The organism is Leekyejoonella antrihumi (assembly GCF_007845645.1).
GTDB lineage: Bacteria > Actinomycetota > Actinomycetes > Actinomycetales > Dermatophilaceae > Leekyejoonella > Leekyejoonella antrihumi.
On record NZ_VCQV01000061.1, the window covers coordinates 1 to 13,761 of the forward strand.

Consider the following 13,761-nt stretch of genomic DNA (forward strand, 5'->3'; position numbering starts at 1 on the left):
GGGATATTCACTACACGTATTATCTCAGGGTTGGGCTGTGAAGAGGTAACTCAACACACCCCAAAACACCGGAATGACAGGGAAATCTGAAGAACTCGGCCGACCTATGTCAGGAGATCAGGGGCTGGACGAGCGGGCGATCGTGGACATCGACGACTCGATCATCGAGGTGCACGGGCACACCAAGCAGGGTGCGGGGTTCGGGTACTCCGGTGTGCAGGGCCTGAACTCGTTCATCGCAACGGTCTGCACCGACCGGGCCGGTGCGCTCAGGTGCAGATCTTCGCGGGTCAGCGCCGTCAGTTCGCTGACACGTAGGCCCGTGGTACGACCAGGTTCACCCCATGGGCGTAGACGACCTTCCGCGCGGTGGAGCGGACCGCGTCACGAAATACCCCGGCACCGTTGTACACCGATCACGTTCTCTCCCCACGACTTCCGAAGAATCTTCGTCACCGACGCCATCATGAGTGGCCTGCCCCCGCACATCGCGCAGATCATCTGTGGGCACGCGAACATCCAAACCAGCCTTGGCTACCAAGGCGATCTACCCGGCCGAGGCGATCGAGGCGCACCGCGCCTTCATCGCGCGGCGCCGGTTCGCCCGGCCCGGCGAGGAATACCGCACTCCCACCGACGAGGAATGGGACGGCTTCCTCGCGCACTTCGAGAAGCGGAAGGTATCCATTGGCACATGCGCCCGCGCCTACGCGACGCCCTGTGTTCACTTCCCCGGAAGGTTCAGGCGTGTTGTTCGGTAGTGTGCTGCGATACACCGCATGAGATCTTGTGCCTGTGATGTGCTCGGTGACGAGTGGCTGCTGTACTGGACCGCACGCGACGTGGCGGTCCCGCATGGGTTCTTGCCGCTGTTGGATCAGTGGGCCGGGATCGACGCGCGCGAGCGGGCGTTGAGCATCGAGCCGGGCATCCCGATCCTGATCGATCCGGTCGGTCGGATCGATCCGCGGCCGGCGCATTTCCTGCGTCGGTCGCGGTTCGCGTTCCTTGCCGAGGAGACCAAGCACGCCTACGCCAAGGACTATCGGCTGTTCTTCAGCTTCCTCCACGAACGTGAAACATATTGGGATGCGGCTGATTACAAGGACATTGACGACTACGAGTCGTGGCGGCGCCGGTCTGTGGATAACCCGCGCCCGATCGGCGGGAGCAAGTGGGCGAGGGAGCTGGCGGCGTTCAAGCTGCTGTATGGCTGGGCCGTGGCGGTCGGGCATATCGATCGCTCTCCGGTGCTGACGCACACGGTGCGCCGTCATGACGGCATGGTGGTGGAGGTCGCGAACAACCGGCCGAAGGATGTGCGGGCATCGAACGTGAAGTGGCTGACGCCTCGCACCTATCGGCTGTGGCGGGATGTCGGGCTGCGTGGCTACACCGCGGCGGGCCTGCCGCAGCAGGGGTGGCGGGGCCGCAACGACGGGCGGAACTCGGCCTTCGCGGACCTGCTGTTCGACAGCGGGCTTCGGCTGCGGGAGGGTGGTTGCCTGCTGACGCTGGAGGTGCCGCACGCGCTGGAGGGCCAGGTCTACTACGAGGGGACCGTGGCGGCTGCGATCGCCAAACGACGGGAGCGCATGTTCTACGTCTCGGCGGCGGCGCTGGCGGGCGTGAGCACCTATATGGCAACGACCAGGCGGGCCGCGATTCGACGGGCTCAACGGCGGGGCCGGTACGATCGGCTGCCGGGCGTGCGGGTCGTCACCCGGATCTCGCGGGGCAGGGACTGCCGCGTCGGGTGGGAGGATCGGCTGGGCCGTCGCGGTGAGGAGGCGGTCCGGCTGATCGGTGAGCGGGGACGGCGGTTGCTGTTCATCGAGGGCGCCTCGGGACTGGAGCCGCTGGCGCTGTGGTTGACCGAGGGCGGAGTGCCGATGGACTACCGCTCGTGGGAGGCGGTGTTCCGGTCGGCGAACCAGCGATGCGCCCGGTTGGGCAAGCCGATCGTGGCGACCCCGCATGTCTGTCGGCACTCGTTCGCGTTGAAGATGCTGGTGGCGCTGCATCGGGCGCTGGATCAGCGATTCGGGTTGTGCCGTGAGGAACGTGACGATCTGCGCAAGGTCTATGGTGACGCGTTCGCGCTGGTCAAGGACCTGTTAGGGCATCGGAGTGAGCAGACGACGCGGGAGACATATCTCGAACCGTTGAACGGGATTCGCCTGGCCACGATGCTCGAGGGCGGCGAGGACTTGGACATTGTGCTGGCCCGGGTCGCCGCGTCGAATCGGCGGGTCATGGACCTTGGCGAGGACGAGCAGTGACCTCACGCCGTCATCAGCGCCGGGCCGCATTGCCCGGGGCGGGCTACACCCGGCCCGCGTCACTGGATCCGACCGGGCTGATCGTGACGGTGTTCGGCGAAAGCGGCGGCGTGGAAGGCAGTTTCGACTTCACCACACAGCCCGGCAGCATCGAGCTGCGACGTGCGTTCGCCGCGGCGCTGGATCGCAAGTCCGGTCCTGCGGCCGCCTGGCGCTCGGGAGAGACCTGCCGGAACGGGTATTGGGCCCTGCGCGCGTTCCTGGAGCACCTGGCGGCCCGCGGTGACGCGCCCTCCACGGCGGCCGAGATCAGCCCGGCGATGTGGGGTGCGTGGCGGTTGTCGTTACCACACAACCACACTGCGCGTAATCGGCTGGCTCTGCTGCGGACGGTTCTGCCGCTGGTTGAGGGTCTTCCGGCGCAGACGGTGACCGCGATCGACCGTCGGATCGCGCAGGGCCCGCACCCGACGGAGATCGCCTACGGCTACGACTGGTTCGAGCAGATCCGGTCCAAGGCGGCGGCGACCTTTAACACCGCGTTGGTCCGGATCCGCGGCAACCGCCAGCACCTGCGTCGCTGGTATGCCGGTGAATTCGCTTCGGACGGCACCGACTGGGTGATCGGTGAGGCGTTGGATACGATTCTGCGCACCGGGGACGTCGCCCGCTACGGAAGTGGTTCGCACGTGGTGCACCGGCAGGCCCGGGTGCTCGGTGGCCGCGGCGGCGACAAGACCTGGGCCAGGTTGTTCTTGACCGGTCCCGAGGCGTTCGCGCTGGCGGTGCTGCTGGTGGCCAGCGAGGGATGGAACCGCAGCGTGCTGGACCGAATGTGCGTCCCCGGCCATGACCCTGCCCTCGGTGATGACGAGTTCGACGTCCATCTGGTGGAGATCCACAAGCGGCGCCGACCGGTCAGGCTGCGCTACACCAGCAACAACCTCCTCGACACTGGCCCCGACAGTCCCGGACGGTCGAAGCGACCGAGCTCGCGCGTCAGAGCCTCGAACTGTTCGGGCGCCCGACCGACCGGCTGCTGGTCAGCCGGCGCACCGGCACTCCTGATGACCCGTTCTGTCTCGGTACTCCCGGCCCCAGCGTCGTCGCTCGATGGTCTCGCGACGCCGGACTGCTCACCCCGGAGGGGACACCGTCGCGGGTGAGCTTGCGTCGGGTCCGCCGCACCGTGCAGGTGCTCGTCCGCAAACAGCCTGCGCAGAACACCGAGGAAACCCACGACTCGATCTACGTGTTGCGTGATCCCGCTGCCCGGGCCGAGGCCCAGCACACGATCGCCCGGGGACTGGCCGACGCGCTCGATCACGCACAGGCCGTTGTGAAGATGCGCACCGTGCTCGGCGAGGACGCTACCGAACTGATCGAGCTGTCCGACGACCCCGAGCTGGCCAGAGCTATTCGGCGTGGCGACATGGACACCGCTACTGCGGCCTGCACGGGCTTCTTCCACAGTCCGTTCGCCGACGAGCCGGGCCAGCCGTGCACGGCCTCGTTCCTGTGGTGCCTGCGCTGCGAGAACGCCGTCGTCACCCGGCGGCACCTACCGCGCCTGGTGTATCTGCACCGCGGGTTGAACGAGCTACGGGGGACCGTTGATCAGTCGGTCTGGGACCAGGACTGGCGCGAACACTTCCAACGCCTGCACCTGCTGCTCGCCGAGCACACCACGACCGCCGAGCAGGCCGCCTCACTGCGCACGATCAGCGACATCGACCGGAGGCTGATCGACAGCCTCCTGCATCGAGGGCTCGACACGTGAGAACGTCGCTCGCCGCCGTCGGCCAAGCCGACCAGACCTGGCACGTCGGGCGCGATGACCCGTTCGCCACCGCCGCCCGGCTCCCCGAGGGCACCGATCCGGAGCAGGTATCGCGATTCGGCGATCAGCGTTGGAACTACACCGTGCTCAGCCGTCGGCGCAGCGAGGCCAGCAAGACGGTGAACTGGGCCGCGTTTCCCGAAACGTGGCGCGAATCGTTCCGCCGAGCAGGATGGGCCCTGGTCAACCTGCCCACCCCCGCCGTGCTGCTGGATCGAGCGGCTACCGCCCGCGTCGAATGGCCGGCACCGGGCACCATGGCGCAGGTGTTCCTGGGATGGCGGCGTTTCGCCGGCTGGCTTGCCGATCACGCTCTCACCAGGCTTGACGAGGTCGATGAGGACCTGCTCGCCGACTATGCCGTCCATGTCGGTCGGCGCGGCTGCTCCAGCGCCGTCGCGCAGGACGATCTCAACGCGGTCACCCTGCTGTGGGGATTCGCACCACTGCTGCCGGCCGCGGACCGAATCCCTATGCCGCCCTGGGAGAACGAAGGCGTCAAACACTACCTCGCCACCGACACGACACCGAACGAGAACACCACTGCGGCCATCCACCCGGCGGTGATGTCACCGCTGCTGATCTGGTCCCTGCGTTTCCTCGATCTCGCCGACGACATCATCGCCGCCTGGCGCGAACACCAGCGACTGCTCACCCGAGTCCGGGAACACCCCAATCCCGACGCCACCGCCGCGCTGCCCGCGTTCCTGGACACCTGGATCGCTGAGCACGGTGAACTGCCCGGCGGGACCGCCCGCGGACGACGCGGGATCGCCGCCCAATACCTCGCCGCAACGTTCGAGACCAGTGAACGCCACGCCACATACGTGGCCGCCAAATACCGCCAGGACATGGTCCCCGTTGGCCTCGAAGCGCCGCTGGCATCACCGTTGAACGGGGTGATCCACGGACGGCAGTGGAAGTCGCACATCAACTTTCACGAAGCGCCGATCCTGATGACCCGCCTGGCGACCGCCGCGATGATCGTGATCCTCTACCTCAGCGGCGTCCGCCCGGGCGAGGCCCTCGAGCTCCAGGTCGGCTGCTGCCCCGACCCAATCGACGACGGCACCGGCAGCATCCGCTACCAGCTCCACGGACGGTTCTTCAAAGGCGCCCGCCACCCCGACGGCACGCCCGCCCGCGGCGGCGTCACTCGTGAAGTCCCCTGGACCGTGGTCCCCCCGGTCGCCGACGCCGTCCGGGTGCTCGAACGCATCGTCGAGGGGCCATTGCTGTTTCCCACGAATCCGTCGTGGACCACCCGTGCCCCCGGCCGCAGACAGCGCACCGGCGACGCGCTGACGACACTCGGCGCCAACGCCCGCATCGCATCGTTCATCGCCTGGGTAAACGACTACGTCGACAACAACGGCCCGGGCGATGAACGCATCCCCAACGACCCCGACGGCGGCATCGTCGTCAAACGGGCTCTTCGCCGCCTTCCCGGCGGTCGCATCGCACTCGCGCTGCAATACGGGCACCTACGAACATCCGTTGTCGGCGAGGGCTACTCCGGCCGGGCCCGTCAGGGCCTACGGCGAGTGCTCGACATCGAAACCGCCCGAGCCATGGCAGACTACCTCGACACCGTCGCCGAGGACCTACACAACGGACAGGGCGTGTCCGGCCTGGCCGCCGAACGCATGATCCAGGCAGCGCGCACCGCCCGCAGCCGGTTCGAGGGCAAATTCCTCACTCCCCGGCAGGCCGAAGCCCTGCTCGAAGAGCCCGGGCTGCACGTCTACGACAACCCGAACGCCTTCCTGACCTGCAACCACGACCCCGCCAAAGCCCTCTGCCACCCCGAGCGGACCCGGCGAAACAACCGGGCGCTGCCGCCGGCCATCGACCGCTGTGATCCCGCCTGCGCCAACATCGCCCGCACCGACACCCACATCGACCAGCTCCGACGCGAGATCTCCGAGCTGGCCGAACAGGTTTCCGGCCCACTCACTCCGATCCCGCTGAAGGAGCGCCTCAAGCAACGCATCGCGGCCCTGCAACGAGTCCTCGACCGGCACGAACGCACCAAGACCACCGCCGCCACCACCACCATCGAGGAGCCACCACCACCATCGAGGAGCCACCACCACCATCGAGGAGCCACCACCACCATCGAGGAGCCAGCAGAACCGTGAGTGACCAGGAAGAACGCGACGCGATCACCGCCGCCATGGAACGCCTCCTCGCCGGGACCCCTATGCGGTCGTCCGGCAACCTCGACATCATCAGCCTGGCCCAAGAGGCAGGGCTCAAGCGAAACAAGCTGACACACAAGCACACCGACCTCAAAGACCGGTTCTACGCCGAATGCCGCGTGCGCGACGGAATAACGATCCGAGAAGTCAAGCTGCACAACGAAATCGCGCAGCTAAAGGCGCGCATCGACGACCTCCGGGAAGAGCGCGACAACTACCGCACCGCCAACGAGGTCTTCGTCCGCGCACTGCACGCCCTCACGATCGAGAACGACACTCTCCGACGGAACACCAGCCGGTCGAGCACAGCACACCTCGCTGTCACGGGCCCGAACCGGACGTCATCCGAATGACTGACCGCGCACCCAACCCCCAAGGCGGCACCTCGTACCGCCTTGACCTGGCCGACTGCGCAACGCCACCACCCGCAACACGCCAACATTCCGGGGAAATCCACGAGCACGCCTGCGTCAGGTGCGCGCTCCTGCGAGTAGACCCTGCGCAACGACCGCGCCTGGAGGAGATCCGCGACAACCTGCACGCACGCATCGCCGAGGCCGAACACAAAGGCTGGCTCGGCGAGGTCGAAGGACTCAAGGTCAGCCTCGCCGGCACCGAGGACAAGCTCGCCCAGATCCAGGACACCCTGACCCGACGAGACACCACCATCCCGCTCGGCATGCCCACCTTCACCGACCTCGCCGGCCGCACAGCACCGGAATGACCCGCCATTCTCGTGAATCATGGTGTGGATTGGAAAAGTTCAGATAAGCCTGTCTCCGCTGCCCAATGCTGTGGCCCGACCCCACCCAACGCCCCCGCATCGCCAAGATCCGAGACAACCTGCTCGCCCGCATCAGCGAAGCCGAACACGAAGGCTGGCTCGGCGAGATCGAAGGGCTCAAGATCAGCCTGACCGGGGCCGATGACAAACTCGCCCAAGATCGACCGACGAACAAACACCACGACCCGAGTCGACCTGGGAATCCCAAGCTTTCGTCCCGCGCCCTGAACCCACCGGCCAGTTCAGAGACCGTTGCTACGGCGTAGTTCTCGGTTCTGCTTCTCCAGTGACCGGATCCGCTCCTCGGTGTCCTCCCGTTCGACGGGCAGGCCAGCCGTCTCGGCTTGACGGACCCAGTTGCGCAGTGCTTCCTTGTGCACGCCGAGCTGGGTCGAGATCCTCGCGATCGCTCCGGTGCGAGTCTCCGGGTCGCGGCGGGCCTCCACAGCCAGCCTCGTCGCGCGCTCCCGTAGTTCTTGCGGGTACTTCACATTCGCCATGATCGATCGGGTTCCTTCCAGGAAATCTGGCTTTCCCTCAATCAAACCAACGACGAGTCAATCGGTATCTCCTCTCATGGAATGCTTCCAAGAGAAGAGCCTCGCGCGTTCCTTGACAGCCTGTAGTTATGCCGCACTCAGCGGGCCGGAGACCCCCGTCCGCCACGGCACCACGGACGAGTGCGGCATAACACGATCCGCGGCATGAAGCGGGTTATGCCGCGCGCGGCATAACCCGCTGATCACCAACGACCGCGACCTGACCGACGCGCAGGTCCTGGCCGCCTACCGCTACCAGCCCAACCTCGAACGCCGTCACCACCTGCTCAAGTCCGTCCAAGACGCCGCCCCCGTACTACTACACAACCCCGCACGGCTCGAGGCACTGTTCTGCTGCCAGTTCCTCGCGCTGCTCGTCGCCGCCCTGATCGAGCGCGAGGTCCGCACCGGCATGGCGCGCGCCGCGCTGAACAACATCGCGCTCTACCCCGAGTTCCGCAACTGCACCGCCCCCAGCACCGAACGGATCCTGGAGATCTTCGCCACCGTCGCACGCCACCAGCTGCACCGCGACGACGGCACCCTCGTCCAGACCTTCGAGCCCGAACTCACCGCCCAGCAACAGCAAGTCCTCGAACTCCTCGGCCTGCCCCAGACCGCCTACACGCAGTACCCGTAATTGACCAGATATTGCACGCGAGATGTGCGGAACGTCAGACAAGCGATATCAGTTCATCGCAAGCCCGAAGTCCGCCTGGGATGTCCTGGGTTTGGTTGCCGCCGTCTGCTCCAGCAACTCGGCGATCCGGATCGCCACTGCGATCTCGTCTCGTCGCTCCCACACTGTGCTGCCGAGTGCGACCTCGACCGACCGAAGACGGTAGGCAACAGTCCGCTCGTTCACGTTAAGCCGGGCGCCGGTCGCGGCAGCATTCTGCCCTAGCGCGTAGTACGTTTTGATCGTCTCCAGTAAGGTCCGTGACCGCGCGGAGCCGTCCAGCAGAGCGCCAATCTCAACGCGAACGAATTCATGGGCAGCCGGCAGGTCACGCAGAACCAATGCCTCGAGTGAGACGTCGCGATACCACGACACGGTCCGACGACCCAGTTTGGCCACCCGATACGCCAGGCCGGCCTGGACATGGCTGGTCCGGAACCCTACGACGTCGTTGGCATACTGTCCGCACGCGACGTAGGTATTGGGCGGGAGCGTTACCGACGCGAGGTCATCGTCGGCCTTGGACGAGCGTGTAGCGCGGCGCAGCCAACCGTAGTACGCATCATCGGTACCCGATATGGAGAGGTACTTCGCGCCGAGCGTCGATGCAATGTTCTTGATGGCCGTCTCCGGCCTTTCCCCCCATGTAATAACGGCCAGATGACGTCCGCTCATCGGGTACCCAAGAATTTGCTCGTCGGGTGGTGACCCGGCCAGCACCGCATTGACCATCGCGCGCCTCTTACGATCCGGGCGCTGCACGAAGAAGAGGCGGTGCTCAGCCTCGTACTCGGACACGAGCGCGGCGCCAACGTGGTCGTTCCACGCGAAGTGGTACTGGCTGATCCTGCGCAGGGCCGCACCACGAAGCTCGTCGTCGGCAACGACCCGATGTGCGGCGTCTAAAAAGGCGTCCGACATGTGGGCTTGAGCGATCCGCAACTTACGGAGCAGTGCGTGCAAACTGACGTTGGCCTGTGCCGCGAGCCGGGCCTGCCTCAGCATCGCCCCCGGAACGGCGTCCTCAACGTCAATCCGGGCTGACAACCCCTGCAGGATGGCCTCTAGAGAGGAACGGATAGCCTCCGCCTCCGCGCCGGGCAGCGCTGGATCGTCAACGACGTAGAACTCGGGGACCTCCTCATGGAGCCGGACCTGCACGAAGTCTGCCAACTCAGGAAGTCCCGCTCGCACGGCAGCCACTATCGTCAAGACTTCCCGGTCAACCTCCACGGCTCAAAGGGTAAGCGACCGGCCCAGGAGGGGCAAGTGCGCGCGTCGACTCATCAGAAGGTGCGCGTGCAATGGCGCGTCTGCACCCGAAGTCCCGGGGTCGGTGGACCAAGATGATGGGACTGACGTTGAGCTAGAGCAAAAGCAGTGGCCCAGGCGGTTGAGCGAGACAATCGGGCGGACAGGAACGTCCACGAGCGTGATGTTGCATGAGTTATGGGGCAACGACGGGGCATTTTATTCCACGTGCCGAGACAGCGACGCACTGGGTTGGGACGTCTGCGGCGACCATTGACCGGCGCTTCCGTGCACGGCTAGTCCTGCGTTAACCCGGATCTTGCACGTGACGGGCGTGTGAGGTGATCAGCTTCGCCCTCTGGCTGGCGATGATTTTGGCGTGGGGGTGTGACAGACGGCGGCGATGTCGCCCAGGGTGGGCGTCGTTCTTCCCTACCGAGGTGGTGTTGCTCTGGTCGTTGGGCCGTTTGGCGGCCAGGCCAACGTGCCATGCGTTGGCGACCGGTGATGACAGGGCAGCGAACGGGGTGCCCTTGATGTACAGCGGGATTCATCCGGCCTTGCGCCCCGGCCGGGTCAGGTTGATCTCCGGCGACGCGGCCAGCGCCTAGCCGGTGACGGCGATGTGATCGGTGACTTTGGTGGGACCGGCCTTGCCGGTGCAGCTGGATCGCCGTGGGCTCCCCGGCGTCGTCGGCGACGTGGCTGGCGAACGATCTCAACGGGAGGAAGCCAAACCCGCGCGTGAACGTCGGCGCGGGTGCTCCTTGTCCGAGTGACTGAGTGCCCGAGTGGCGTGCGGGTTCACGATCAACGGATCACGCGCGGTGGCAGCATGATTCGGTGGTGTGGACACCGGCCGGGGCCCCGCTCGTTCGTGCAGCCTTGCGGGGTTGCCTCGTCCTGAGCCAACACCTGGTCCGCGTCCTTGGTCAGGATCGCAATGGTTCGCAAGATCGTCGCCTCCGGAGCCACCGGACCCGCAGAGGCCGCGCTTCGCGCGAATCGTCGCTGCTTCAGCGAGGCAGGCACCGCCAAGTGCCAACCGCACGAACAGATCCATGATGATCGTAGAAGTGACTCGCACAGCGCCTGGCCGGCGCGTTCGAGGCTGGCTCGTGGTGCTTTACGCCTCAGAAACACCTCACGACAGTGTCAACGGCCAAGCTCAGGTCCCCGCTGGCGGCCAGGTGAATGTCCCCATCCTCCGCGGGTTGTTCAGCTGATTTGCGTGTCACCTCCTTGGCGGGTTTTGGCGTGCTGCATGCGGTAGGACTGGCCCGAGGTGACCACGGTGGTGGCGTGGTGCAGGAGTCGGTCGAGCATGCTGACGGCGGTGGTGTGTTCGGGTAGGAACCGGCCCCAGTCCTCGAAGGACCAGTGCGAGGCGATGCCGAGCGCGCGGCGTTCGTAGGCGGCGGCGACGAACCGGAACAGAAGTTGGGCACCGGTGTCGTCCAGCGGGGCGAAGCCGACCTCGTCAACGAGCAGGAGATCGTTGCGTAGGAGCGTCTCGATGGTCTTGCCGACGGTGTTGTCGGCCAGTCCGCGGTAGAGGGTCTCGACGAGGTCGGCGGCGGTCAGGTACCGCACCTTGTGTCCGGCCAGGACGGCGGCGTGTCCGAGCGCGATCAGCGTGTGGGACTTGCCGGTGCCGGCCGGGCCGATCAGTGCGAGGTTCTCGCGGGCGGCGATCCACTCCAGTGAGGACAGGTAGGCGAACGTTGGGGCCGGGATCGAGGATGCGGTCAGGTCGAACTCCTCAAGCGTTTTCAGGACGGGGAACCCGGCGGCCTTGAGGCGGGCGCGTTGGTTGCTCGCATCCCGTGCGGTGATCTCGGCCTCGACGAGCGCGCGCAGGACCTCCTCGGGCGCCCACCGTTGGGTCTTGGCGGTGCGCAGCAGCTCGGGGGCGAGCTGGCGCATCGCGGCGAGCTTGAGCCGGCGGAGCCCCGCGGTCAGGTCAGCGGGCAGGACCGGTGGTGTCGCGGCGGTCATGAGGACACCTCCTGGCCGGTGTCGAACAGATCTCCTTGAACAGGTGAATCCGTTGTGTTGTACGTATGATTCACGACAGGAGCGGCATTAGTCCCGCGGCGGGCGATGGGCGCGTACTCGGCTAGTGACCGGGGTGCGGCGACCGGCAGCTCGATCACCAGCGCGTCACCGGCCTGCCGTGGCGTTGGAGTGCCCACTCCGGCGGCCAGGATGGAACGCACGTCGGTGGCCTTCCACCGGCGGAACGCGACCGCGCGCTCCAATGCCGCGATCATCGCCTGGTCGCCGTGCGCCGCCCTGAGGGTGTTCAGTTCGGCCAGCTCCGGCCCGAGCCGGGTGTGCCCGGCCGCCGCAGCCCCGGCGATGAACTCTTCGGCGACCCGGCCGAGTGCGCAGAAGTCTTTCTCTGCAACGGTTTTCGGGCGGATCGCCCGCGCCGGTGTCGTCGCCCGCGGGCCGCCGTAGTGCTCGTCCAGGATCGAGGCCTCGCCGGGCGCGGTCAGCGGATGCTGCGCGTACACCTCACCCGTGCCCGCATCCAGGATGATCACCCGTGGCCCATCGGCGACCACGGCTACCTGGGACCCGCGCAGCCGAGTCGGTACCGAGTAGCGGGCCGACCCCAGCCGGATCGTGGACAGCTTGTCCACTTTTCGGGTCACCGGCGCCGGGCCGATACTCGGGCGCAGCGACGGCAACGGTGTCAGCACCTCCCGCTCGGTGACCAGCCGCTGGTCCGGGACCGCGCAGATCTGTGAGTGCGTGGCCGCGTTGACCTGTGCACACCACGCCACCGCACGCTCGTTCGCGGCCGGCAGGTCATCCAACACCCGTGCCGCAGCACGTGTTTGGCTATCTTCATCGGTACAGTCATCGCTGCCGGCGAGGGCAAGCTCGATCAACAGCGGTCTCAGCAGATCGTCCTTGCCGTACCCGACCAGGTTCTCCACGATGCCCTTGGACTCCGGGTCGTGCCCCTGACAGAAATCGGGCCGGAACCTGTAATGCGTTGCGAACCGGACATACTCGCTCGTCGGGACGACCCGGTTGGCGACCACTCCGCCCTTCAGGCAGCCCATCCGGTCGGCGAGCACGACCTTCGGCACCCCGCCGAGGACCTCGAAGCACTCCGCGAGCATGCCCAGCGTGGTCTCCTGCTTCTCATCGGCGGCGAACCGCACGAACCGGACCCGTGACCACGCCAGCACAGCGCAGAAGATGTGCACCCCGGCGATCACGCCCCAGTCGATCACCAGGTGCTCACCCGGAGACCACACCGCCGGACGCCGACCCCGACCATTCTCCCGCCGGTACCGCTGCTTCTCCTCGGCGACAAGGCGCCGGAAGTTGCGGTCCGATCCCGTGTAGCCCGCGGCCCGCGCCCTGGGCAGCAACCGCTTCGCGCTGGCCCGGCCATGCCCAGCCGCGACCGCCGCAGCGACCAGGTCCCGCACGGCCTCGTAATTCGACGGGCGAGGCGCCCGCACCGGCCGTTCCCCGCCGGCCTCGACGCGTTCGACCACGCGCTTGACCGTCTTGTGCGTGGTGCCGCAGATTTCCGCGGCGCCACGATACGTACCCACCAACTGGTAGGCGGCGATGATGTCCATCTCTTCCCTCATGTTCTTCAATAGAGGCTCCTGAGCGGTGGCAGTGACTGGCTTGACACCGCCACCGTCACCGCTCGGGAGCTCAGCTCACGTGCGACACGACGAGCAGAGGGTGGGGACTTTTACTTGGCCATCAGCGGGGACCTCACCCGGCCATCAGTGGGGACTTTTCCATGGCCAGGGACAGACAGTCCGTGCATGGTCAGGCATGCTGCGGTGGCGACCACCTCACGGAGCTCGTTCGACAGCGGCAGCGGGTCGACTTGCCCAACTTTGCCGTGCACCGTGATCTGGTCGGCCCGGCCGGCCCAGGGTCCTACAGGTGCAGGCGACTTCACAGGCTCGCAGACCCAGTCGCAGCACGATCAGGATTGCCACGTAGCCGCGGCCCCAACCGCGGTGTGCCGGTCATATGAGCCGATCGGTGCCCGAGAGCCAGCGCTCCTGATGCACGGATTCGCTTATTCTGCGGCTTGCGGTTGAGCTGGAGGGTGCCCAGCAGGCCACGGTGGGAGTACCGCCGGGTTGGGAGTGATGGCATCAGACAGAAGGATGGTCTTGAGGTTGCGTTCCATAT

General features: G+C 66.5%; 12 protein-coding genes and 1 pseudogene. 8 read left to right on the forward strand and 5 right to left on the reverse strand.

Features of this window, described 5'->3' with window-relative positions; genetic code table 11:
- Window positions 1-530: 530 nt before the first annotated feature.
- Genes FGL98_RS23525 through FGL98_RS23555 form a run of 7 tightly spaced genes read left to right on the forward strand, consistent with a single transcriptional unit; the run spans window position 531 to window position 7,047 of the window.
- The gene (locus FGL98_RS23525; RefSeq protein WP_222432380.1) at window positions 531-761 is read left to right on the forward strand and encodes a hypothetical protein; all 231 of its coding nucleotides are present in this window, start codon (window positions 531-533) and stop codon (window positions 759-761) included.
- 18 nt (window positions 762-779) lie between these two features.
- On the forward strand, window positions 780-2,282 hold the full coding sequence (locus FGL98_RS23530; protein WP_146321098.1) for a site-specific integrase: 1,503 nt from the start codon (window positions 780-782) through the stop codon (window positions 2,280-2,282).
- Window positions 2,279-3,448 (forward strand): hypothetical protein, encoded by a 1,170-nt coding sequence (locus FGL98_RS23535; protein WP_146321100.1) that lies wholly within the window; start codon window positions 2,279-2,281, stop codon window positions 3,446-3,448. Before FGL98_RS23530 ends, FGL98_RS23535 begins: the two co-directional genes overlap by 4 nt.
- Window positions 3,445-4,062 carry a hypothetical protein gene (locus FGL98_RS23540; protein WP_146321102.1) on the forward strand — a complete coding sequence of 206 codons (618 nt, stop codon included), beginning with the start codon at window positions 3,445-3,447 and terminating at the stop codon, window positions 4,060-4,062. The genes FGL98_RS23535 and FGL98_RS23540 overlap by 4 nt, the downstream gene beginning before the upstream one ends.
- Complete coding sequence (locus FGL98_RS23545; protein WP_146321104.1) at window positions 4,059-6,263, forward strand: integrase; 2,205 nt, start codon at window positions 4,059-4,061, stop codon at window positions 6,261-6,263. The genes FGL98_RS23540 and FGL98_RS23545 overlap by 4 nt, the downstream gene beginning before the upstream one ends.
- The gene (locus tag FGL98_RS23550; protein ID WP_146321106.1) at window positions 6,260-6,676 is read left to right on the forward strand and encodes a hypothetical protein; all 417 of its coding nucleotides are present in this window, start codon (window positions 6,260-6,262) and stop codon (window positions 6,674-6,676) included. The genes FGL98_RS23545 and FGL98_RS23550 overlap by 4 nt, the downstream gene beginning before the upstream one ends.
- Window positions 6,673-7,047 carry a hypothetical protein gene (locus tag FGL98_RS23555; protein WP_222432379.1) on the forward strand — a complete coding sequence of 125 codons (375 nt, stop codon included), beginning with the start codon at window positions 6,673-6,675 and terminating at the stop codon, window positions 7,045-7,047. Before FGL98_RS23550 ends, FGL98_RS23555 begins: the two co-directional genes overlap by 4 nt.
- A 17-nt stretch (window positions 7,048-7,064) precedes the next feature.
- On the opposite strand, the gene FGL98_RS23560 is transcribed toward FGL98_RS23555, so the two are convergent.
- Both FGL98_RS23560 and FGL98_RS23565 read right to left on the reverse strand, forming a co-directional pair.
- A complete protein-coding gene (locus tag FGL98_RS23560; protein WP_146321108.1) occupies window positions 7,065-7,289 on the reverse strand; it encodes a hypothetical protein in 225 nt (74 codons plus the stop codon).
- A 60-nt stretch (window positions 7,290-7,349) separates the two neighbouring features.
- Window positions 7,350-7,607 carry a transposase gene (locus FGL98_RS23565; protein WP_146321110.1) on the reverse strand — a complete coding sequence of 86 codons (258 nt, stop codon included), beginning with the start codon at window positions 7,605-7,607 and terminating at the stop codon, window positions 7,350-7,352.
- 451 nt (window positions 7,608-8,058) lie between these two features.
- Between FGL98_RS23565 and FGL98_RS23570 the strand changes: the two genes are divergently transcribed.
- On the forward strand, window positions 8,059-8,286 hold the full coding sequence (locus FGL98_RS23570; RefSeq protein ID WP_146321112.1) for a hypothetical protein: 228 nt from the start codon (window positions 8,059-8,061) through the stop codon (window positions 8,284-8,286).
- Between the two features lie 48 nt (window positions 8,287-8,334).
- Here the strand turns inward: FGL98_RS23570 and FGL98_RS23575 are convergent, their stop codons facing one another.
- The 3 genes and pseudogenes from FGL98_RS23575 to istA all read right to left on the reverse strand — a co-directional run.
- The gene (locus FGL98_RS23575; RefSeq protein WP_146321114.1) at window positions 8,335-9,558 is read right to left on the reverse strand and encodes a PucR family transcriptional regulator; all 1,224 of its coding nucleotides are present in this window, start codon (window positions 9,556-9,558) and stop codon (window positions 8,335-8,337) included.
- A gap of 1,236 nt (window positions 9,559-10,794) precedes the next feature.
- Window positions 10,795-11,574: an IS21-like element helper ATPase IstB gene (gene istB, locus FGL98_RS23580; RefSeq protein WP_146321116.1), complete on the reverse strand. Its 780-nt coding sequence runs from the start codon at window positions 11,572-11,574 to the stop codon at window positions 10,795-10,797.
- An 89-nt stretch (window positions 11,575-11,663) separates the two neighbouring features.
- A pseudogene (istA, locus tag FGL98_RS23585) lies at window positions 11,664-13,205 on the reverse strand (IS21 family transposase); the annotation flags it as partial.
- Window positions 13,206-13,761 lie beyond the last annotated feature (556 nt).